The organism is Nocardioides sp., from assembly GCF_964229035.1.
Classification (GTDB): domain Bacteria; phylum Actinomycetota; class Actinomycetes; order Propionibacteriales; family Nocardioidaceae; genus Nocardioides.
The window spans coordinates 53,395-74,478 of record NZ_CAXRAZ010000021.1 but is presented as its reverse complement, the minus strand read 5'-3'; the positions used below and the strand labels follow the sequence as shown (position 1 = coordinate 74,478).

The following is a 21,084-nucleotide window of genomic DNA, read 5'->3' as shown; positions in this document are numbered from 1 at the left end:
GCGGCCGAGAGGGCTCGGGGAGCGACGGGTCACGACGGCGGTCACGCCGCGCCGACGACCGACTCGCCGCGGAGGCGGTCGCGCAGCGCGACGAGGTCGCCGACGGCGTCCACGAAACGGCTGGTCGACTCGCCGACGCCGATGTCGTCGAAGTAGTGGTGCCGGGCGGCGACGCGGGCCATGCGGTGCTCGTCGTGGGCCAGGCGGCTCGTCAGGAGCGCCGCGAGCCCGTCGACCTCCTCCGGGGTGACGACGTCGGCGCACCGGCTGATGGGCGCCTCGCGGCGCAGCCGCTCGGGGTCGCGGTGGCGGTCGGTGATGACGATCGGCTTGTCGGTCTGCAGGTAGAGCCAGTCGAGGCCGACCGAGGAGACGTCCGTGATCATCGCGTCGCACCCGGGGAACACGGCCAGGATGTCGCCCTGCCAGATCGCGCTGTGGCCGGCCTCGGGCTCACGCTCGGCGGCCCGCTCGACGAGCTCGAGGATCGCCTGGTGGCCCTCGCGCACGGCGGGGGTGAGGCTGGTGGTCACCTTCGGGTGGGGCTTGTAGACCAGGCGCGTGTCGGGCGTCGCCAGCACCTGCCGGGCGATGGCGGGCCCCATCAGGTCGACGGAGGTGTAGTCGTTGTACTCGGCGTCGCCCTCCCACGTGGGCGCGTAGAGCACGGTGCGGCGCGGTGTGGCGGGCAGCAGGGGAGCAGGACGCAGGTCGAGCTGCGGGCGGCCGATGCGCACCAGCTTGCTCTCGTCGAGCTCCATCAGTGCCGCCCGGTGACGCTGCACAGCCGCCTCGCCGGCCACGAACACGCGGTCGTAGGCCTTGGCGTTGTTGCTGACCATGCTCTGCTTGTCGCTCTCGCCGTGGTTGATGTGCACGTGCAACATCCGACCGTCGAGCAGCGAGTTGAAATTGAGCATCGAGTTGTTGCAGTAGAGCACGACCTTGGCGCCCAACCGGTCGTAGAGCTCCGCGAGGTCGTTGAACCCCACCGCGAGGTGCACCGGCAGCGACGTGCGTGCCTCGACGACCTCGAGCGTGCCGGCCTCGCGCACCACCACCGCCACCGGATGGGTGGCATCGAGCCGCTCCAGCACGGGCAACCACTGCAGGAGCTGGTAGACGCGGGTCGGGTCGTCGGCGAAGTAGGCGATCACGTGGGGTTGCTGCACCAGCGAATTTTACGGCGTGCACGAGGCAGCCGACGAACCGAAGCCGCACCGCTCCGTGTTGCGTTTCGGTAACCTCCGCGGGTGTTCTCCGCACGCCCTGTCCGGGCGCTCCCGCACCTGCTCCGGCGGCCCGCGCCACGGCGATGGGTCAATGCTGCGGTGCACGCCGCCTGGGCGTGGGGCGAGCGTCTCGGCGACGTCGTGCCCGGCACCGAGCTCGCCGATCGGTTCGCGGCCTTCGGCAGGGGCAGCTGCCTCGCCTTCCCGCTGCAATGCGTCACCGGCGAGTCCGAGATCCACCTCGGTCGCGACACCCTCATCGGCAAGTACGCCACGCTCTCGGTCGGCTACGGTCCGCTGCAGGCCCAACTGCCCCCGCGGGGCCTGGTCATCGGCGATCGCTGCGTGATCGGCGCCCGCGCCTGCATCACCGCCCACGAGTCGATCGTGATCGAGGACGACGTGTGGCTGGGCCTCGACGTCTTCGTCTCCGACGCCAGCCACGGCTACACCGACCCGTCGACCCCGATCGGTCGCCAGTTCGGGGAGCACCGACCGGTCCGCATCGGTGCGGGGTCGTGGATCGGCCACGGTGCGATGGTGCTGCCGGGGGCCGACATCGGCCGCAACGTCGTGGTGGCCGCGGGGTCGGTGGTGCGCGGTCGCGTGGAGGACCACGCGGTGGTCGGCGGGGTGCCCGCGCGCGTGCTGCGCCGCCTCGACGCCGACCGCGGCTGGGTCGCGCCGACCGCTCCGCCGCCCGTCGCGGTGCCGATCGAGCCGGCCGAGCCGGTGTCGATGGTGAGCGAGGTCACGCCCTAGGCTGCCGCGCATGAGCCGCATCAGCGATCTCGCCGCGCTGGCCTCCCGCCGCGTCGGGCGCTCCTTCACCGTCGACGGCCCGGAGGGCTACGACGAGCTGTGGGCCTGGTCCATCGACGACCTCGGCGGCTTCTGGAGCCTCGTCGCGGAGCACCTCGGCTGGTCGCTCCCCGGTCCTGCCCTCGCCGAGGAGCGGATGCCCGGGGCCGTCTGGTTCCCCGGGGCCCGGCTGAACTACGCCGCCGCGGTGCTGGGCGCCACCGCGGCCGATCGGCCCGGCGCGGAGGTCGCCGTCGTCGGGGTCACCGAGGAGGGCGAGCCCGAGGAGATCACCTGGGACGAGTTGCGCGGGCGGGTCGCCGGCGTGGCCGCGATGCTGCGCGAGCTCGGTGTCGGCAAGGGCGACCGCGTGGTCGGCTTCCTCCCCAACACCCCCGATGCGATCGTCGCCCTGCTGGCGACGGCCTCACTCGGCGCCGTGTGGTCGGTGTGCGGCATGGACTACGCGGCGTCCGCGGCCCGCGCGCGCTTCGGTCAGCTCGACCCCGTCGTCCTCGTGCACGCCCAGGACTACCTCCACGGCGGACGACGCCACGACCGGCGCGCGGTCGTCGACGAGATCGTCGCGGACCTCCCGAGCCTGCGGGCGGTGGTCGACGTCGACTCCCCGCAGTGGGCCGACGCCTGCGCGCGCGAGGCCGCGTTCGAGCCGGTCGAGGTCGCTTTCGACCATCCCCTCTGGGTGCTGTTCTCGTCGGGCACGACCGGACGCCCCAAGGGCATCGTGCACGGCCACGGGGGAGCGGCGCTGGAGCAGGCGAAGGTCGCCGCCTACCACTTCGACCTGGGGCCGGGCGAGCGGCTGCTCTGGTACACGACGCCGTCGTGGATGATGTGGAACTTCCTCGTGGGAGCGCTGCTCACGGGCGCCTCGGTGGTGACCTACGACGGCAGCCCGGCGCGCCCCGGCCCCGACGGCCTGTGGCAGCTCGCCTCGCGACTCGGCGTGACGGCGCTCGGGATGAGCCCCGGCTACGTGGCCGCCTGCCAGAAGGCCGGTGTCGGCCCACGTGATCACGACCTCGCGGCACTGCGCCGCGTCGGCATCTCCGGCTCGACCTTCCCGGCCTCGAGCCACGAGCAGCTGCAGGCCGAGGTGGGGGAGCACGTGCAGATCTGCTCCATCAGCGGGGGCACCGACGTGGTGAGCGCCTTCGTCGGCGCGGTGCCGGGGCTCCCGGTCTGGCCCGGCGAGCTGAGCCGCCCCTGCCTGGGTGTCGCCCTCGACGCCTTCGACCCGGCCGGCGCCCCGGTGCGCGGCGAGGTCGGCGAGCTGGTCGTCACCCGCCCGATGCCCTCCATGCCGCTGTGCTTCTGGGGCGACGACGACGGTGCCCGCTACCGCGACGCGTACTTCGGCACCTTCCCGGGCGTCTGGCGCCACGGCGACTGGATCACCGTGACGCCGTACGGCTCGGTGATCATCCACGGCCGCTCGGACGCCACGCTCAATCGCAACGGCATCCGCATGGGCAGCGGCGACATCTACGAGCCGGTCGAGGCGCTCCCGCAGGTGCGCGAGGCGCTCGTGATCGGTGTGGAGGAGGGCGACGGCGGCTACTGGATGCCGCTGTTCGTCGTCCTCGCCGACGGCGTCGAGCTGGACGACGCGCTGCGCGAGCAGATCTGCTCGGCCGTGCGCACCCACGCCTCCCCGCGCCACGTGCCCGACGAGGTGATCGCCGCGCCCGGGATCCCCCACACCCGCACGGGCAAGAAGCTCGAGGTGCCCGTCAAGAAGGTGCTGGCGGGTCAGGACCTCGGCGGCGCCTACGACCCCGGCAGCGTCGACGACCCGGCCCTGCTCGACTGGTACGCCACGGTCGGGGCGGCGCGCCGTGGCTAGGCACCGGTAGGCTTCCCGCACTGTTCCGCCGCCCGCCGCTGACGAAGGACCCCGATGACCGCCTGGCTGCTGCTGGGGCTCGCCATCCTCCTCGTCCTCGCCTGCGGCCTGTTCGTCGCCGCGGAGTTCGCCTTCGTCACCGTCGACCGCTCGCAGGTCGACCGTGCCGCCGAGGCGGGTGACGCCTCCGCCGTCGGGCTGCAGAAGGCGCTGCGCAGCCTCTCGACACAGCTCTCCGGAGCCCAGGTCGGGATCACGGTCACCAACCTGGCGATCGGCTTCCTGGCCGAGCCGGCGATCGCCGAACTGATGCGCGACCCGCTCGCGGGCCTCGGCATCGGCGAGGACGCCCTCGGCCCCACCGCCCTCGCCGTCGCGCTCGTGCTGAGCACGCTGGTGACGATGCTGATCGGCGAGCTGGTGCCCAAGAACGTCGCCATCGCGCTGCCCCTGACCACCGCCCGCCTGACCCAGCGACCCATGCGCGCCTTCACCGCCGCCTGTCGGGGCCCGATCCGCGTGCTCAACGGCTCGGCCAACGCGATCGTGCGGCGCCTCGGGGTGGAGCCGGCCGAGGAGCTCCGTTCGGCGCGCAGCTCCACCGAGCTGGCCTCGCTCATCCAACGCTCGGCCGACGAGGGCACCCTCGATCCCGACACCGCCGAGCTCGTCGAGCGTGCGGTCGAGTTCGGCAGTCGCACCGCGGGCGAGATCATGACGCCGCGCGTGCGCACCCGCAGCCTCGACCTCAACGACCGCGCGAGCGCGGTCATCGACCTGGCCCGCGAGTCGGGGAACTCCCGCTTCCCGGTGCTCGACGAGACGAGCGCCGTCGTCGGCACTGTGCACGTCAAGAACGCGGTCGCCCTGCCGCTGCACGAACGCTCGACCACCAAGGTCAAGCACCTCATGGCGCGGCCGATCGTCGTGCCCGACACGCTGCGCCTCGACCCGCTCCTCGCGCTGCTGCGTGCGGAGAGCTTCCAGATGGCCATCGTGCTCGACGAGTACGGCGACCACGCCGGCATCGTCACCCTCGAGGACGTCATCGAGGAGATCGTGGGCGACATCGCCGACGAGCACGACCGGCTCGGCGCCCGCGGCCGGTTGCGCCGCGACGGCAGCTGGTCGCTCTCGGGCCTGCTGCGACCCGACGAGGTCGAGGACCTCGCCGGCGTCGAGCTGCCCGAGTCCGAGGACTACGACACCGTCGCGGGACTGATCCTCAAGGCGCTCGGGCGGATCCCGGTCGTGGGCGACCGGGCGACCGTCGTCCTCAGCGAGGCCGAGGACGACGAACCCGGACGCCGCGCGGTGCTCACCGTCGACCACATGGACGGGCTGCGCATCGACCGCATCACCCTGCGCGTGGAGCAGATCTACGTCGAGGCGGGTGGGGTCGGTGGGTGACCTCGGTGGAGTGCTGCTGGCGGTGGTGCTGCTGGCGGCCAACGCCTTCTTCGTGGGAGCGGAGTTCGCGCTGATCTCGGCTCGCCGCAGTCAGATCGAACCGCTCGCCCAGCAGGGCTCGTGGGTGGGCGGAGTGACCCTGCGCGCCATGGAGCAGGTCTCGCAGATGATGGCGGGTGCGCAGCTCGGCATCACGATCTGTTCGCTGGGCCTCGGTGCGGTGGGCGAACCAGCCGTCGCGCACCTCATCGAGCCGGTGCTGCACGCGGTCCACGTGCCCGACGGCTGGTTGCACCCGGTCGCCTTCGTCATCGCGCTGCTGCTGGTGGTCTTCCTGCACGTCGTGCTGGGCGAGATGGTGCCGAAGAACATCGCGATCGCCGGTCCCGACCGCGCCGCCCTCGTGCTCGGTCCGCCGATGTTCGCCGTGGTGCTCGTGCTCAAGCCGGTGATCGTCAGCATCAACGCCCTGGCCAACGCCATCCTCCGGGCGCTCCGCGTCGAACCCAAGGACGAGGTGAGCAGCACGTTCACGCGCGAGGAGGTGGCGGCACTGGTGGAGGAGTCACGGGGCGAGGGCCTGATCGCCGAGGGCGAGTACGACCGCCTGTCGGGTGCCCTCGGCTTCACCGAGAAGACCGTCGCCGAGGTGCTGCTGCCGGCGGCGGAGATGACCACGGTCGAACGGGGCTCCACCGGCGCCGACGTCGAAGCGCTCTGCGCCACGACGGGCTTCAGCCGTTTCCCCGTCACCGCGGACGGCACCCTGGTGGGCTACCTGCACATCAAGGACGTCCTCGAACCCGACGAGGAACGCCGGCTTCGGCCCGTGGCCGACCGCTGGATCCGGCCCCTGGCCACCGTGCTGCCCGACACCCCGCTCCACGACGCGCTCGCGGTGCTGCAGCGCCGCGGCTCGCACATGGCGCGCGTGGTCGACACCAGCGGGACGACGCTCGGGATCGCTGCTCTCGAGGACGTCATCGAGGAGCTCGTGGGTGAGATCCGCGACGCCGCCCACGCCGACGACGTCGCCGTCGCTGGGCCGCGCCCGGGGGAGCACCCGTGAGCGATCGGGGGCGGGTGTGAGCACTAGGGTTGGCGACGTGGGAGGACAGCAGCGCGGCGAGCCCGAGGTCGCCACCGACCGCATCCTCACGATCCCCAACGTGCTGAGCGCCTCGCGGTTGCTCGGCGTCCCGCTGTTCCTGTGGCTCGTGCTCGGTCCCGAGGCCGACCTGTGGGCGCTCGTCGTCCTCATGGTGTCGGGGGTCACCGACTACCTCGACGGCTGGCTCGCCCGCCGACTCGGGCAGACCTCCGAGCTGGGCCGTCTGCTCGATCCGGTCGCCGACCGGCTCTACATCCTCGCGGTCGTGCTCGGTCTGGCCCTGCGCGACGTGATCCCGTGGTGGCTGGCGCTCTCGCTGCCGCTGCGCGACCTGCTGCTCTGGGGGCTGGTGCCGCTGCTGCGCACGCGCGGCTACAGCGCCCTGCCCGTGCACTTCCTCGGCAAGGCCGCGACCTTCAACCTCCTCTACGCCTTCCCCCTGCTGTTCCTCGGCGACGGCGAGGGCACGGCAGCCACGCTCGCGCAGATCTTCGGCTGGTCGCTGGCCCTGTGGGGTGTCGGTCTGTACTGGTGGGCGGGGGTGCTCTACGCCTGGCAGGTCCGTCGCCTGCTGGCCACCACCGACCGGCGACGACCGCGATCGGCGACGGCCGATGGCTGACCTGCTCCACCGTCCCGGCACGCCGTCGGACCCCGCCTCCGGCGGGACCGCCGAGGCCGCGGCCCCTCTCGACCGGTCCCGCACGCCGCTGCTGGCGCTCATCACGGCCGACGCGCTGGACCGCGACTACCTCTCCGCCGCGGCGCGTCGAGGCGCGGGTGCCGCCCCGCGACGGTCCAGCGCACGGCTGCGCGTGGCGGTGGTCGGGGTCGTCGGCATCTTCGCCCTGCTGGTCACGATCGCCGCGGCCCAGACCAGTCGCAACGCCGACGTCGACACCGCGAGCCGCGCCGACCTCGTCGAGCGCATCAACATCCGCCGCGACCGGGTCGCCGTCCTGCAGCGCGACATCGCGCGACTGCGTGCGAGCAACACGGCGGCCGACCGCTACCTGGCCGCTCTGAGCGACGACTACTCCGCCGCGCAGGGGCGCCTGGCCTCGGTGGGCGCCGTCACCGGCTTCGAGCCCGTCACCGGCGACGGCATCCGCGTGGTGGTCGACAACGCGCCGGACGCGGGCGGCAACGAGACCCTGCGCGACTCCGACCTGGCACTGCTGAGCGATGCGCTGTGGTCGGCGGGCGCCGAGGCGATCGCGATCAACGGCCAGCGCGTCACCGCCGTCACCGGCATCCGCACCTCGGGGGACGCGATCGAGGTCAACGGCGTCGGCGTCGCCCCGCCCTACACGCTCCTCGCGATCGGCGACCAGCGCACGCTGGCCGCCGACCTCGCCGAGTCGGGCGCCGGCCTGCAGTTCCTGGCCCTCGCCCGGCAGTACGGTTTCCGCTACGACGTCGCGGACGACGACGACATCCGGCTCGCCGCGGCGCCCGCCTCAGCCCGCCAGATCCGCTACGCCCAGCGCAACCCGACCCCCAAGACCGCCGGAGGTGGCGCACCGTGATCGCCGTTCTCGGACTCCTCGTCGGAGTGGTGCTGGGCCTGGTGTTCCAGCCCGACGTGCCGCAGGGACTCGAGCCCTACCTGCCCATCGCGGTGGTGGCCGCGCTCGACGCCGTGCTCGGCGCCCTGCGCGCCTGGCTCGACGGGATCTTCGACGACAAGGTCTTCGTGGTCTCCTTCGTCAGCAACGTCGTCATCGCCGCCGGCATCGTCTACCTGGGCGACCGCCTCGGCGTCGGTGGCCAGCTCTCCACGGGCGTCATCGTCGTCCTCGGCATCCGCATCTTCACCAACGCGGCCGCGATCCGGAGGCACGTCTTCCATGCCTGATCAGGCGCGCGAGGAGCAGCCCGGGCAGAAGCATCCGGACGCCGGGGGAGAGGTCGCGGCCGCCCGGCCGCCCGTCGTCCAGCGGCTGCGCCACGTGCTGACGCGACCGTCGCGACGCCAGGTCGTGGCCGCGGTGCTGCTCGCCGCCCTCGGCTTCGCCGCGGTCACCCAGGTGCGGGTCAGCGGTGGCGACGAGACCTACTCCGGGCTGCGCCAGCAGGAGCTCATCGACCTGCTCAACGGACTCTCGGGCACCCGCCAGCGCACGGAGGCCGAGGTCGCCCGGCTCGAGGACGTCGCGGCGGGTCTGCGTGACGAGGGCACGCGGCGCCAGACCGCCCTGGAGCAGGCGCAGAGCACGGTCGACGGTCTGAACGTGCTGGCGGGGCTGGTGCCGGTCACCGGACCGGGCATCCGCATCCGCATCACCGAGGAGACCGGTCGGGTCCGCCTCGGATCGCTGCTCGACACGGTGCAGGAGCTGCGCACGGTGGGAGCCGAGGCGATCGCGATCAACGGCGAGGTGCGCGTGGTCGCCCAGACCGCCTTCGAGGAGACCGACGGCGGGTTCCTCGTCGACGGCGAGCGCGTCGAGCCGCCCTACGTGGTCGAGGCGATCGGCGAGCCCGGCCTGCTCGCCTCGGCGATCCGCTTCGCCCTCGGTCCCCGCAAGCAGCTGCAGGACGACGGCGCCCGCGTCGCCGTCCGCCAGCTCAAGGTGGTCGACATCGAGGCGGTCTCACGACGCGCCGGGACGCGGTACGCCGTGCCCGATCAGGGGCAGTAGCCTTCTCGCCATGACGAACCCCCCTGAGCTGAAGTACACCGTCGAGCACGAGTGGGTGCGCACGCCCGGCAGAGCGGCGGGTTCGGTCCGCATCGGCATCACCGACTCCGCGCAGGACGCGCTCGGCGACATCGTCTACGTCTCCCTGCCCGAGGTCGGCACCGCGATCGACGCCGGCGCCGCCGTCGGCGAGCTCGAGTCGACCAAGTCGGTGAGCGACGTCTACGCGCCCATCGCCGGCGAGGTCGTGGCCGTCAACGACGCCCTCGACGCCACCCCCGAGCTCGTCAACAGCGACCCCTACGGCGAGGGCTGGCTCTTCGAGGTCGTCCCCGCGCAGGCGGCCGACGTCGACGCCCTCCTCGATGCTGCGGCCTACGAGGCCCAGCTCGACGGTTGATCCGGTAGGTTCGACACCATTCCCTCCATGAACCGCCGAGGAGCTGACGACTGATGCCGTTCTGCACCGCCTGTGGCCGGCAGAACCCCGACGACGCGCGCTTCTGCTCGCAGTGCGGCACGCGCCTGGTGGGCGCCGAGGCCGCAGCAGCGCCGATCGACGCCACGACCACCATCCAGTTCGGCGGCTCGGGGGCCGACCGGATCGAGACCTCCGACCGGGCGCTCAGCGCCGTGGACGCCGCCGCTGTCGACGCGCTGCCGGTGGGTCACGCGCTGCTCGTCGTCCAGAAGGGACCGGGCTCGGGCAGCCGGTTCCTGCTCGACGCCGACGAGGTGACCGCGGGGCGCCACCCCGACAGCGGGATCTTCCTCGACGACGTCACGGTCTCGCGCCGTCACGCGATCTTCCGCCGCGACGGGGCCACGTTCACGGTCGAGGACGCCGGGAGCCTCAACGGCACCTACGTCAACCGCGACCGCATCGAGAAGACCCAGCTGAAGGACAGCGACGAGGTGCAGGTCGGGAAGTACCGACTGGTGTTCTTCGCCGGGCACGAGAGCGTCTAGGCGTGGTGGGCCTCGCCCGCGAGGAGCAGCAGCCGCTGCTCAGCATCGGCCAGGTCCTCGACCGACTCCACCCCGACTTCGAGGACGTCACGATCCCGAAGATCCGGTTCCTGGAGTCCGAGGGCCTCATCAAGCCCGAGCGCACGCCGTCGGGCTACCGCAAGTTCTCCGAGGCCGACATCGCACGGCTGCGCTACATCCTGCGGATGCAGCGCGACCACTACCTGCCGCTCAAGGTGATCGGCGAACACCTCGACGCCATGGATCGCGGCCTGCAGCCGCCCACTCCCGAGCCCGTCGTGCCCACCGTGCCGGTGGTGGCCACCGGCGTCGACGGTCTGCCCTCGCCGGAGTCCTTCCGTCGCAGCGACCGCTTGCGCCTCTCGCGCAAGGAGCTGCTCAAGGTGGCCGAGATCGACGACGCCCTGCTCACCGAGCTCGAGGACTTCGCGCTGCTGAGTCCCTCGGCCACCGGTCACTACGACAGCGACGCGCTGGTGATCGCCCGCACCGCGCGTGAGCTCGGCGACTTCGGCATCGAGCCGCGGCACCTGCGGGCCTTCCGCAGCGCCGCCGACCGCGAGGTCGGACTGATCCAGCAGATCGTCGCGCCGGTGCGGCGCAGCCGCGACGCCGGCGCCTCGGCCCGAGCCGACGACGCCGTCAGCGAGATCGCCGCGCTCACCGTGCGGCTGCACGCGACCCTCGTCAAGGCGGGTCTGCGCCGCTCCTGAGTGCGTGCACGGGGCGCGGTCGACGGGCCTCGACGGTGCGTCACCGCCGCGCAGTACGCTGGCCGCATGCGCGAGGTCGACGTCCTGGGAGTCCGGGTGGAGATGCCCTCCAACCAGCCGATCGTGCTGTTGCGCGAGGCGAGCGGTGAGCGCTACCTGCCGATCTGGATCGGCGCGGTGGAGGCCACCGCGATCGCGTTCGCGCAGCAGGGCGTGGTGCCGCCACGCCCGCTCACCCACGACCTGATCCGCGACATCCTGCAGGCCACCGGACACGGCCTCAGCCAGGTCCGCATCACCGACGTGCGCGACGGCGTCTTCTTCGCCACCCTCGTGTTCGACTCCGGCGAGGAGGTCAGCGCCCGCCCCTCGGACTCCATCGCCCTCGCGCTGCGCACCGGCACGACGATCTACTGCTCCGACGAGGTCCTGGCCGAAGCCGGGATCGCCGCACCCGCCGAGGAGGAGGACGAGGTGGAGGCGTTCCGCGAGTTCCTCGACCACGTCTCGCCGGAGGACTTCGAGCCCGAGGGCGGGGCGAGCTGACCGGGGACGCTGCTGAGGCTCAGGTGGAGCCTGAGGGTTTTCCCGACACGCCCGAGCAGGTCTTTGACCCGCCACGCGCGCCGGCCGTACCGTGAACCGTCGTCGCAACAGCCCGTTCGACACCCGTGAAGTGCCGCGCCCCGTGGAGGACCCGTGAACGAGCAGCCCGAGAAGATCGGCCCGGATGCCGCTGCCGCCACCACGGCCGCCGCCGAGCAGGGTCTGCTGTTCACCGACGACGTCTCGCCGCTGCCCAGCGACCTCGGCTACCGCGGCCCGACCGCGTGCAACGCCGCCGGCATCACCTACCGCCAGCTGGACTACTGGGCGCGCACCGGGCTCATCGAGCCGAGCGTCCGCGGTGCCTCGGGCTCCGGCTCGCAGCGGCTCTACAGCTTCCAGGACATCTTGATCCTCAAGATCATCAAGCGACTGCTGGACGCCGGCGTCTCGCTGCAGCAGATCCGCACGGCCGTCGGCCACCTGCGTGAGCGGGGCACCGACGACCTCACCCAGGTCACGCTGATGAGTGACGGAGCGTCGGTCTACGAGTGCACCAGCAACGACGAGGTCATCGACCTCCTCCAGGGCGGCCAGGGCGTGTTCGGCATCGCCATCGGCGGCGTGTGGCGCGAGATCGAGGGCACGCTGGCCGAGCTGCCCGGCGAGAGCACCGCGGCCGCCGGCCCTGCCGAGGGCGACGAGCTCGCCGCCCGCCGCGCCGCCCGCAGCGCTGGCTGACGCCGATCGCCGCTGCCTGATTCCTGCGCGGCGCCCCGCGGCGTCGGCGCGCTGGGGTAGTCTGGCGGCGCTGTTGATGCTGCACGGGAGAGTCAGGACCCGATCCTGCGCCGAAGGGGCAATTCCTCCCCGGAACCTCTCAGGCGCCCGGACCGTGCGGAGCAGGCAACTCTGGAGTCGCGACGGCGCGACGACAGAGGGGGAGGCTTTTGATCACACGACACCGTGAGGAAGCCGCCCCTGATGAGCGTTCCCTTCGTACGCCGCCACATCGGACCTGACGACGCCCAGGTCGCCACCATGCTCGACCGGCTCGGCTACGCCAGCCTCGACGAGCTGATGGACGCCGCGGTGCCCAAGGCGATCCGCAGCCAGCAGGCGCTCGACCTCCCCGAGGCGGTGGACGAGGAGACCGCGGCTGCGGAGCTGCGAGCGCTCGCGGCCGCCAACGTGCCCGGTGAGCCGATGATCGGCCTGGGCTACCACAGCACCGTGACGCCGGCGGTCATCCGCCGCAACGTGCTGGAGGACCCCAGCTGGTACACCGCCTACACGCCGTACCAGCCCGAGATCTCGCAGGGCCGTCTCGAGGCGCTCATCAACTTCCAGACCCTGGTCGCCGACCTCACCGGCATGGCGACCGCCGGCTCGTCGCTGCTCGACGAGGGCACCGCGGCCGCCGAGGCCGTCGCGCTGGCCTTCCGGGCCAACCGCAAGGCGGCCGGCCCGTTCGTCGTCGACGCCGACGCGCTGCCGCAGACCATCGATGTCGTCCGCACCCGAGCGGAGGGCATCGGCGTCGACATCGTCGTCGCCGACCTCGACGCCGGCCTCCCCGACGGCCCGGTATCGGGCGTGCTCGTGCAGTACCCCGGAGCGTCGGGCCGGGTGCGCGACATCCGCCCGGTCATCGAGGCCGTGCACGAGAAGAACGGCCTGGCCGTGGTCGCCGCCGACCTGCTCTCGCTCACCCTCCTCGAGGCGCCGGGCACCCTCGGCGCCGACGTCGTCGTCGGATCGGCGCAGCGCTTCGGCGTCCCGCTGTTCTACGGCGGCCCCCATGCCGGATTCATCAGCGTGCGCGCCGGTCTCGAGCGTCAGCTCCCCGGTCGCCTGGTCGGTCTCTCCGTCGACGCCGAGGGCCGGCCCGCCTACCGCCTGGCGCTGCAGACCCGCGAACAGCACATCCGTCGCGACAAGGCGACGTCCAACATCTGCACCGCGCAGGTGCTGCTGGCCGTCACCGCCGGCATGTACGCCGTCTACCACGGGCCGGAGGGGCTCAAGGCGATCGCGGAGCAGGCCCACTCGCTGGCCTCGCTGATCGCCACCCGGCTGCGCGAGGCCGGCGTGCGCGTCGTCCACGACGAGTTCTTCGACACCGTGCTCGCCGAGGTGCCGGGCCGTGCCAGCGAGGTCGTGGCGGCCGCCCGCGAGCGCGGCGTCCACCTGCGCCTCGTCGACGCCGACCACGTCGGCATCAGCGTGGGCGAGTCGTCGGGCTCGGCGATCGGCGCGGTGCTCGAGGCGTTCGGTGCGCAGCCCGTCGAGGGCGAGTGGTCCGCGGCGTCGGCCCTGCCGGCCGAGCTCGCGCGCACGACCGACTACCTCACCCACCCGGTCTTCCACAGCCACCGCAGCGAGACGCAGATGCTGCGCTACCTGGCCAAGTTGAGCAACCGCGACTACGCCCTCGACCGCGGCATGATCCCGCTGGGCTCGTGCACGATGAAGCTGAACGCGACCACGGAAATGGAGCCGATCAGCCTCGCCGGGTTCGCCGGCCTCCACCCGTTCGTCCCCGTCGAGGACGCCGGCGGCTACCAGGCGATGATCGACCAGCTCGAGGGCTGGCTCGCCGAGGTCACCGGCTACGACCGGGTCTCCATCCAGCCCAACGCGGGTGCCCAGGGCGAGTTCGCGGGCATGCTCGCGATCCGCAACTACCACCGGGCCAACGGCCAGGCCCAGCGCGACGTCTGCCTCATCCCGTCGTCCGCGCACGGCACGAACCCGGCGTCCGCGGTGATGGTCGGGATGCGCGTGGTCGTGGTGGCCTCCGACGACGACGGCACGGTCGATCTCGACGACCTGCGCGCCAAGTGCGCCGAGCACGCCGACACGCTGGCCGCGATCATGGTCACGTACCCCTCGACCCACGGCGTCTACGAGGAGACGATCACCGAGCTGTGCGACATCGTCCACGAGCACGGTGGGCAGGTCTACATCGACGGTGCGAACTTCAACGCACTGCTGGGCTACGCCCAGCCCGGCGACTTCGGTGGCGACGTGTCGCACCTCAACCTGCACAAGACGTTCTGCATCCCGCACGGCGGCGGCGGTCCGGGCGTCGGTCCGGTGGCGGTGCGAGCGCACCTGGCCCCGCACCTGCCCACCCACCCGCTCCACCCCGACCCGGCCCGACGTGAGGGCACCGGCGCGGTGAGCGCGGCGCCGTTCGGCTCCGCCGGCATCCTGCCGATCTCGTGGGCCTACGTGCGCATGATGGGCGCTGAGGGCCTGACCCGCGCCACCGCGGTGGCGGTGCTCTCGGCCAACTACATCGCGGCCCGCCTCGGCGAGCACTTCCCTGTGCTCTACCGCGGCGACTCGGGCCTGGTGGCGCACGAGTGCATCCTGGACCTGCGCGGCATCACGAGCGCCACCGGCGTCAGCGTGGACGACGTCGCCAAGCGACTCATCGACTACGGTTTCCACGCCCCGACGATGTCGTTCCCGGTGGCGGGCACGCTCATGGTCGAGCCCACCGAGTCCGAGGACCTCGCCGAGATCGACCGCTTCTGCGACGCGATGATCGCCATCAAGGGCGAGATTGACCGTGTGGCTTCAGGGGAGTGGGGCGTCGAGGAGTCGCCGCTGCACCATGCACCGCACACCACCCGTGCCCTGGTGGGCGAGTGGGAGCGGCCGTACAGCCGTGAGCTCGCCGTGTTCCCCAGCGGGATCACGCCCGACAAGTACTGGCCGGCGGTGGCCCGCATCGACCAGGCCTACGGCGACCGCAACCTGGTGTGCGCCTGCCCGCCGCTGGAGGCCTACGCCGAGTGAGGCCCCGGCCGGGCCGCTGATCGCAGCGCCTCGCGGATCTCTCCTGCAGAGTTCCGCGGGGCGCTGCGTCGTCCTCGGGGGTGAGCGGGGATGATGCGGGGGTGGAAGAGAACGCGTTCCAGTTCGCCTGGTTCCGCCCCGCCGGTCAGGACGGTAGCGGACGGGAGGTCGTCGCTCCCGAGCCGCTGGCTGCGAGCCTGTGGCGAAGCGACCAGATGCACGGCGTCGCCGTCGCCGGTCTGCTCGCACGGGGGGTCGAGCAGCGCCTTGCCGACGCCGGGCGTGGTGACGTCGTCCCGGCGCGCTGGCACGTCGATCTCTTCCGCCCGGCTGGGATGGTGGCGAGCAGGGTCGAGGTGCAGGTGCTGCGTGAGGGGCCGCGGCTCGTGCTGCTCGAGGCCCGGCTGCTGCAGGACGACGTGCTGGTGGCGCGCGCCGGGGCGACCTTCCTGCGGCCGAGTGCGGATCCGGCCGGTCGGGTCTGGCCCGTCGGTGACCCCGACCGGGAGCCGGGGCCGGAGGTGCCGGCGATTGCGCGACCCGCGGGGGAGCACCACGTGCCGATGTTCACGAGCCGGGAGCCGTGGTCGGAGAGCTTCGGCGAGCACCAGAACGACGGCCGCCACGCCACCTGGCAGACCGGCGTCCCGATCGTGGTGGGGGAGGAGTGCTCACCGTTCGCGGCCGCGGCCTCGATCGCCGACGCCACCAGCATGGTCACCAACTGGGGCGACCGCGGCGTGGAGCACATCAACACCGACGTCGACCTGGCCCTTACGCGCGCGCCGCGCACGACCTCGCTGGGGCTGCGCTCGCTCACCCACCTGCGCCAGGACGGCGTCGCGGTGGGCAGCGCGGAGGTCTTCGACGCCGACGGGGTCTTCGGGATCGCGACGGTCACCGCCCTGGTGAACACCCGGCGCACGGTCGACCTCTCGGGCCCGAATCCGGACGGCCCGGGCGCGTGACCCCCCCGAGGTCTCGCGCCCGGGCCGGACGGTCATCACTCGTGCGGGCTCCCGGGAGCTGGGAGCCGCTACGAGGTCAGTTCTGCACGCCCGGCGTCTGCGGGCCGGAGATGACCACGTAGAAGCGCTTGCGGGTGGTCTCGGTGGTGACGGTGCCGTCGCTGTTGCGGGGGCTCACGACGAAGTGGTTGGCGTTGTTGGTGCCCGTCGGCGCGCAGGCCACGACGCCGGCGATGCCGCAGCGGCTGGCCGAGATCTCGCCGGAGAACTCCGGGTTGGCGTCGGCGAGGGGGGCGCGACCGTTGACGATGGTGTCGCCGTTCTGGTCGACCTGGTTCTGCAGCGCGATCGTGACGACGATGCCGTTGTCGCTGAGGTCCTCACCGGCGTTGATGTAGACGTTGCCGTTGGCGCGCAGCGAGTTGTCGCCGGGCGCGGCGGCGGTGTTGGGCAGCGTCGGGTAGGCGGCCGCGACGGTGAAGCCGCCGGACTGCGCCTCGATGTTGCCGGCCGCGTCGATGAGGAGCCAGCGGCTCGGGCCGGAGTCGCCCTTCTCGCCCTGCGGTCCCTGGGCGCCGGCCGGGCCCTGGGGACCCTGGGGACCGGTCTTGCCGGGGAGGCCGACCGGACCGCGCGGGCCGAAGCGCAGGGTGCCGGGAGCGAAGTCGCGGCTCTGCAGGGTGCCGTTCTTGATGTCGACGCTGCGGACGGAGTTGTTCTTGATCTCCTCCGAGCCGACCTTGATCGCGGCGTACGAGGTGCCGCCGAGGGCGACGACGAGGGCGCCCGTCGCGACGACGAAGGACGGGGTGGGCTTGCGCAGACGCATGGATTCCTCCAGGAGCAGTGTGATCTGGTGCACCTGGTTCGGAGTCCTGATGAGCGCCGGATGGGAAGATCCGAAGATTTCATAAAGATTGTCGATCCGCCCCCGGCGCCGCGATCGGTTCGACGCGGGGGACGGCGCCCGGCGGGGGGCTCAGCCGGCGTCGCGACCGCGCTGACGGGGATCGACGAGCTCGGCGTCGACGGTGTCGAAGGAGAGCTCGGGCCGCTCGAGGTCGGCGATCGCGGAGAACTCGCTGGAGGTGAGCGCGCGCGGCGACTCCTCGATCTCGACCGGTGCGGGGATGGTGGCGATCGGGTCCGCCGCGTTGAGCTTGCGGGCGGCCGGGAGCACCGAGCGCTCCAGGGAACCGGTGAAGGCGTTGTAGTCCTTCACGCTGCGCTGGATCGACCGGCCCAGCTTGTCGACGTGCTCGGAGAGCTTCAGGATGCGTCGGTACAGCACCTGGCCGAGCTCGAAGAGCTGGTGGGCGTCCTCGGTGAGAGCCTCCTGCTTCCAGGTGAAGGCGACGGTCTTGAGCAGGCCCCAGAGGTTGGTCGGGGTGGCCAGCACGACACCCTGGCCGAAGGCGTGCTCGAGCAGGGAGGGGTCGACCTCGAGCGCCGCGTTGAGCAGCTGCTCGTTAGGGATGAAGGCGACGGTGAACTCCGGGCTGACCGACAGGCCCGTCCAGTAGCCCTTCTGGGCGAGGACGTCGACGTGGCCGCGCACCTTGCGCGCGTGGTCGAGCAGCAGTCGCTCGCGGACCTCGGGCTCGATCCCCTGGCGCTGGGCGTCCATGAAGGCGTTGTAGGGGACCTTGGCGTCGATCGCCATCTGCTTGCCGCCGGGCAGGTTGATCACCATGTCGGGGCGACGTGCCCCCGAGTCGGCCTGCATCGAGTGCTGCAGCTCGAAGTCGACACGCTTGAGCAGGCCGGCGGTCTCGACCAGCGTGCGCAGCTGGGTCTCGCCCCAGGTGCCGCGCACTGCGTTGTTCTTGAGCACCGAGGCGAGGGTGTCGGCCGCGCGCCGCGACTCCTCCACCGACGTCTGGGTGTGGCGGATCTGGGCGGCCAGCTCGGTGTGCTGCTCCACGCGCGCCCTCTCGAGGTCGTCGACCTTGCGCTGCATCGCGCGCAGGTGCTCGACCACGGGCGTGAGGGTCTTCAGCACCTGGCTGTGGCCGCCCTCGGACTCCGCGCGCTGACGGGCGGCGTCCTCGCGCTCGCGCTGGGCCTGCCGCTGCGCCTCGACGAGCCCGCGGTACTGCTCGCGGGCCTCACCGAGACTGTGGCGGAGCTCCTCGACCTGGGCGGCCGCCGCGGCGAGCTCTCCGCGCTCCTGGGCGACGAGCAACTCGGTGCGGCTCTCGGCCAGCGCGATGCGGTGCTCGAGGGCCGCCACCTCCTGCTCGTGGCGGTGACGGAGGTCGACGACCTCCTGCTGGTGGCGGGCGAGGACCAACTCACGCGGCTCGAGGTCGGCCTCGGGGTCGATGCGGACCGGCTCGGGCCGGCTGTGCCGCAGCAGCCACCCGAGGACGACGCCGAGCAGGAGCGCGAGCACGGAAGCGACGAGAGCGGCCATGGCACCAGTCAAACAGGGGGGTCCGACGCAAGGGGGTCGCCCACGCCGCAGCCGCCCGCGTCCGTTACCCGACCGTGTCCGGTCGGCGCGGCTGAGTGCTGGTCAGCGCACCGCGAGGCGACGCGCGAGCTCGTCCACCCGATCGGCCAGCGGACGACGCACGGCTCCCGCCAGGTCGGCGGTCAGGAGGTGTCGGGTCGCGCCGAGCGTGGCGGCGTCCACGTGCGTGATCGGGAAGAAAGCCTCGACGGCCGTGGCCTGGACCCAGCCGCGGTGCGCCTCGACGAGATCGGAGAAGCGCTGCACGTAGGCCTCGGCGTAGGGCGCGGTGAGGGCGAGCTGGTCGGGGCGCCACATGCCGGCGCCCGCGGCCGCGAGCTCGTAGTTGGGCACCCGCACCTCGCCGAGCGCACGCGCCCAGGCGAACTCCTTGGCCTCGGTGGTCGGCAGCGAGGCCACCGCACGAGCGTGTGCCACGGTCGCGGTGCCGCTGGGGGCGTCAGCCAGGGCGGCGTCCAGGGCGGCGCGGTCGGTGCCACCGATCTCAGCGAGGCGCCGGCGCGCCTTCCAGCGCAGGTCGACGTCGGCCTCGATGCCGTCGGGGAGACCCCCACCGGCGGCCCAGCGCTCCAACTCCTCGACCTCGGTCGCGGTCAGCACCACGGCGCGGAAGGCCGCCAGGCGGACCTCCGATCCGGCCGGTGCGTGGTCGGCGGCGGCACGCAGTGCGGCATGGAAGCGCTCGGTGGTGCCGTCGGGGCAGAGGGGGAGTGCCACCTCGATCGCCCAAGGCAGCAGCGACCGGACGCCGTCCGCGGTGTCGGCGACGGGCGGTGCGGCCACGAGCAGGTCGGCGACCTGGGCAGGGCGCACGGCGGCGTCGAAGAGGGCGAGGCGCACGCTGTTCCACATCGTCGCGACCAGCTGGGGGTCGTCCATGGCGCCGGCGAGGCGTGGCAGGAGCGCCATCGTCAGCGCGTCGGGCGGCGTGAGCGCCCACGTGGACTCGGTGGCGTCGAGCAGCACGGCGCTGTCGCCGGCGGCGAAGGCCGTGGTGGTGTCGTCCACGACGAGGGGGGAGCGCTCCCACCGGCCGTCGCGGTGCGTGGCGACGACGATCTCGTGGCGGCGCTGCGCGGGATGTGCCGCGGGCGAGCGCCGCCGCACCACGCCGTCCACGCGGTCCAGCTCGAGGACGTCGGGCCCGGGCGTGAGGAGCCAGGCGTCGACGAAGTCGCCGAGGTCGTCGCCGCTGGCGCGCTCCCAGCTCGCGATGAGGTCGTGCATGGTGGCGTTGGCGAAGCGGTGCTGCGCGAAGTGGTCGCGCACGCCGGCGAGGAACGCCTCGTCGCCGAGGCGGGTGGCGAGCTGGCGCAGCACGTTGGAGCCGCGGGCGTACGAGATGCCGTCGAAGTTCTGCAGCGCCGACGCGGCGTCCTCGGCGGCGTTGCCGGCGACCGGGTGCGTGGTGGGGCGGGCATCGGCCGTGAGCCCCCAGGTGCGCCGGGCGTAGGACTGGTGCAGCCAGGCGTCGTCGTAGGCCGTGGCGTCGGCGGCCACTCGGTAGCCCATGTATTCGGCGAAGGACTCGTTGAGCCACAGGTCGTCCCACCACTGCGGCGTGACCAGGTTGCCGAACCACTGGTGGGCCATCTCGTGGGCGATCAGCGCGGCGCGGAAGCTGCGGTCGGCGCGGGTGGCCGTGCCCTCGAAGAGCAGCTGGTCGCGGATGGTGATGCAGCCGGGGTTCTCCATCGCGCCGGCGTTGAACTCGGGCACGAACGCCTGGTGGTAGTCGCCGAAGGCGTAGCGCACGCCGAAGAGACGGTGGAGCTCGTCGAAGCTCTGCGCGGTGAGGGCGATCAGCTCGGGGGCCTCGCGCTCGAGGGCTTCCGCCAGGCTGCGACGGGCCGAGAACCCGAGGGCGATCCCGTCGTGCTCGGCCTCGACGAGGTGGTACGGCCCGGCGACGACGGTGACGAAGTAGGTGGCGAGCGGGGGAGTCGGCCCCCACGACCAGCGCCTCGTCGCGGCGGAGGCGTCCGTCTGAGCCTCGCGCCGCACGCGGCCGTTGCCCCGCACCAGCCACTGGCTCGGCGCGGTGACGGTCACGGAGTACGGCGCCTTCAGGTCGGGCTGGTCGAAGCAGGCGAACACCGTGGGGGCGGCCTCCATGAACGACATGCCGTACACGTAGAGCAGTCCGTCGGCGGGGTCGACGCTGCGGTGCAGACCCTCGCCGTCGGAGCGGTAGGGCATCGCGGCCGCGACCTCGAGCACGTGCTCGCCCGCCGTGAGCTCGAGCGGGAGGCGACCGTCGTCCTCGATGGCGGTGCGCACCTCGTCGGTGATCTCGCGCCCGTCGAGGACGACGCGGTGCAGCGTCTCGGGACGGACATCGGCGAAGGTCGTGCCGGACGCGACAACCGTGAAGCGCAGCGTGGTGTGCGAGTCGAAGGTGGCGTGGTCGGGGTCGTCGCCGCCGGTGAGGTCGAGGGCCACCTCGTAGCTCTCGACGTGGAGGAGGCTCGCTCGGTGCTCTGCTTCGACGCGGGTCAGGCTCACCCGACCAGCC

The 21,084-nt window shown here is 72.5% G+C and carries 19 protein-coding genes and 1 riboswitch; of the genes, 15 read left to right on the top strand and 4 right to left on the bottom strand.

Translation table 11 applies throughout. The annotated features are described in order from the left end of the window. Positions 1 to 41 precede the first annotated feature (41 nt). Positions 42 to 1,172 carry a CDP-glycerol glycerophosphotransferase family protein gene (locus ACERUN_RS07315; protein WP_370289199.1) on the bottom strand — a complete coding sequence of 377 codons (1,131 nt, stop codon included), beginning with the start codon at positions 1,170 to 1,172 and terminating at the stop codon, positions 42 to 44. An 81-nt stretch (positions 1,173 to 1,253) separates the two neighbouring features. Between ACERUN_RS07315 and ACERUN_RS07310 the strand changes: the two genes are divergently transcribed. The 15 genes from ACERUN_RS07310 (at position 1,254) to ACERUN_RS07240 (ending at position 16,093) form a co-directional block, all read left to right on the top strand. Next, positions 1,254 to 1,994, top strand: a complete 741-nt coding sequence (locus ACERUN_RS07310) for a DapH/DapD/GlmU-related protein (RefSeq protein WP_370289198.1) — start codon at positions 1,254 to 1,256, stop codon at positions 1,992 to 1,994. A gap of 10 nt (positions 1,995 to 2,004) precedes the next feature. Next, a complete protein-coding gene (locus ACERUN_RS07305; RefSeq protein ID WP_370289197.1) occupies positions 2,005 to 3,900 on the top strand; it encodes an acetoacetate--CoA ligase in 1,896 nt (631 codons plus the stop codon). Between the two features lie 54 nt (positions 3,901 to 3,954). Further along, complete coding sequence (locus ACERUN_RS07300) at positions 3,955 to 5,310, top strand: hemolysin family protein (RefSeq protein ID WP_370289196.1); 1,356 nt, start codon at positions 3,955 to 3,957, stop codon at positions 5,308 to 5,310. Continuing rightward, a complete protein-coding gene (locus ACERUN_RS07295) occupies positions 5,303 to 6,379 on the top strand; it encodes a hemolysin family protein (RefSeq protein ID WP_370289194.1) in 1,077 nt (358 codons plus the stop codon). The genes ACERUN_RS07300 and ACERUN_RS07295 overlap by 8 nt, the downstream gene beginning before the upstream one ends. A gap of 37 nt (positions 6,380 to 6,416) precedes the next feature. Beyond that, positions 6,417 to 7,043, top strand: a complete 627-nt coding sequence (locus ACERUN_RS07290) for a CDP-alcohol phosphatidyltransferase family protein (RefSeq protein WP_370289193.1) — start codon at positions 6,417 to 6,419, stop codon at positions 7,041 to 7,043. After that, positions 7,036 to 7,950, top strand: a complete 915-nt coding sequence (locus tag ACERUN_RS07285) for a DUF881 domain-containing protein (RefSeq protein ID WP_370289192.1) — start codon at positions 7,036 to 7,038, stop codon at positions 7,948 to 7,950. Before ACERUN_RS07290 ends, ACERUN_RS07285 begins: the two co-directional genes overlap by 8 nt. After that, entirely contained in the window at positions 7,947 to 8,279 is a 333-nt protein-coding gene (locus tag ACERUN_RS07280) for a small basic family protein (protein ID WP_370289191.1), read from the top strand. Before ACERUN_RS07285 ends, ACERUN_RS07280 begins: the two co-directional genes overlap by 4 nt. Further along, entirely contained in the window at positions 8,272 to 9,066 is a 795-nt protein-coding gene (locus tag ACERUN_RS07275) for a DUF881 domain-containing protein (RefSeq protein WP_370289190.1), read from the top strand. Before ACERUN_RS07280 ends, ACERUN_RS07275 begins: the two co-directional genes overlap by 8 nt. Before the next feature lie 10 nt (positions 9,067 to 9,076). Continuing rightward, entirely contained in the window at positions 9,077 to 9,466 is a 390-nt protein-coding gene (gcvH, locus tag ACERUN_RS07270; protein ID WP_370289189.1) for a glycine cleavage system protein GcvH, read from the top strand. Positions 9,467 to 9,519: 53 nt separating this feature from the next. Beyond that, positions 9,520 to 10,035 carry an FHA domain-containing protein gene (locus ACERUN_RS07265; protein WP_370289188.1) on the top strand — a complete coding sequence of 172 codons (516 nt, stop codon included), beginning with the start codon at positions 9,520 to 9,522 and terminating at the stop codon, positions 10,033 to 10,035. A 2-nt stretch (positions 10,036 to 10,037) separates the two neighbouring features. Continuing rightward, positions 10,038 to 10,769, top strand: coding sequence for a MerR family transcriptional regulator (locus ACERUN_RS07260; protein WP_370289187.1), 732 nt, complete (start codon positions 10,038 to 10,040; stop codon positions 10,767 to 10,769). Positions 10,770 to 10,835: 66 nt separating this feature from the next. Beyond that, positions 10,836 to 11,315 (top strand): bifunctional nuclease family protein, encoded by a 480-nt coding sequence (locus ACERUN_RS07255; RefSeq protein ID WP_370289186.1) that lies wholly within the window; start codon positions 10,836 to 10,838, stop codon positions 11,313 to 11,315. Positions 11,316 to 11,468: 153 nt separating this feature from the next. Next, on the top strand, positions 11,469 to 12,056 hold the full coding sequence (locus ACERUN_RS07250; RefSeq protein WP_370289185.1) for a MerR family transcriptional regulator: 588 nt from the start codon (positions 11,469 to 11,471) through the stop codon (positions 12,054 to 12,056). A gap of 74 nt (positions 12,057 to 12,130) precedes the next feature. Next, positions 12,131 to 12,221: riboswitch (glycine riboswitch) on the top strand. A 78-nt stretch (positions 12,222 to 12,299) separates the two neighbouring features. Continuing rightward, complete coding sequence (gene gcvP / locus ACERUN_RS07245) at positions 12,300 to 15,125, top strand: aminomethyl-transferring glycine dehydrogenase (RefSeq protein ID WP_370289184.1); 2,826 nt, start codon at positions 12,300 to 12,302, stop codon at positions 15,123 to 15,125. Between the two features lie 101 nt (positions 15,126 to 15,226). Then, positions 15,227 to 16,093, top strand: coding sequence for an acyl-CoA thioesterase domain-containing protein (locus ACERUN_RS07240; RefSeq protein ID WP_370289183.1), 867 nt, complete (start codon positions 15,227 to 15,229; stop codon positions 16,091 to 16,093). A 76-nt stretch (positions 16,094 to 16,169) separates the two neighbouring features. Here the strand turns inward: ACERUN_RS07240 and ACERUN_RS07235 are convergent, their stop codons facing one another. From ACERUN_RS07235 to pepN, 3 genes are all read right to left on the bottom strand, one after another. Continuing rightward, entirely contained in the window at positions 16,170 to 16,922 is a 753-nt protein-coding gene (locus tag ACERUN_RS07235; RefSeq protein WP_370289182.1) for a hypothetical protein, read from the bottom strand. 150 nt (positions 16,923 to 17,072) lie between these two features. Beyond that, the gene (gene rmuC / locus ACERUN_RS07230) at positions 17,073 to 18,509 is read right to left on the bottom strand and encodes a DNA recombination protein RmuC (RefSeq protein ID WP_370289180.1); all 1,437 of its coding nucleotides are present in this window, start codon (positions 18,507 to 18,509) and stop codon (positions 17,073 to 17,075) included. 102 nt (positions 18,510 to 18,611) lie between these two features. Then, positions 18,612 to 21,074, bottom strand: a complete 2,463-nt coding sequence (gene pepN, locus ACERUN_RS07225; protein ID WP_370289179.1) for an aminopeptidase N — start codon at positions 21,072 to 21,074, stop codon at positions 18,612 to 18,614. Between the last annotated feature and the right edge of the window lie 10 nt (positions 21,075 to 21,084).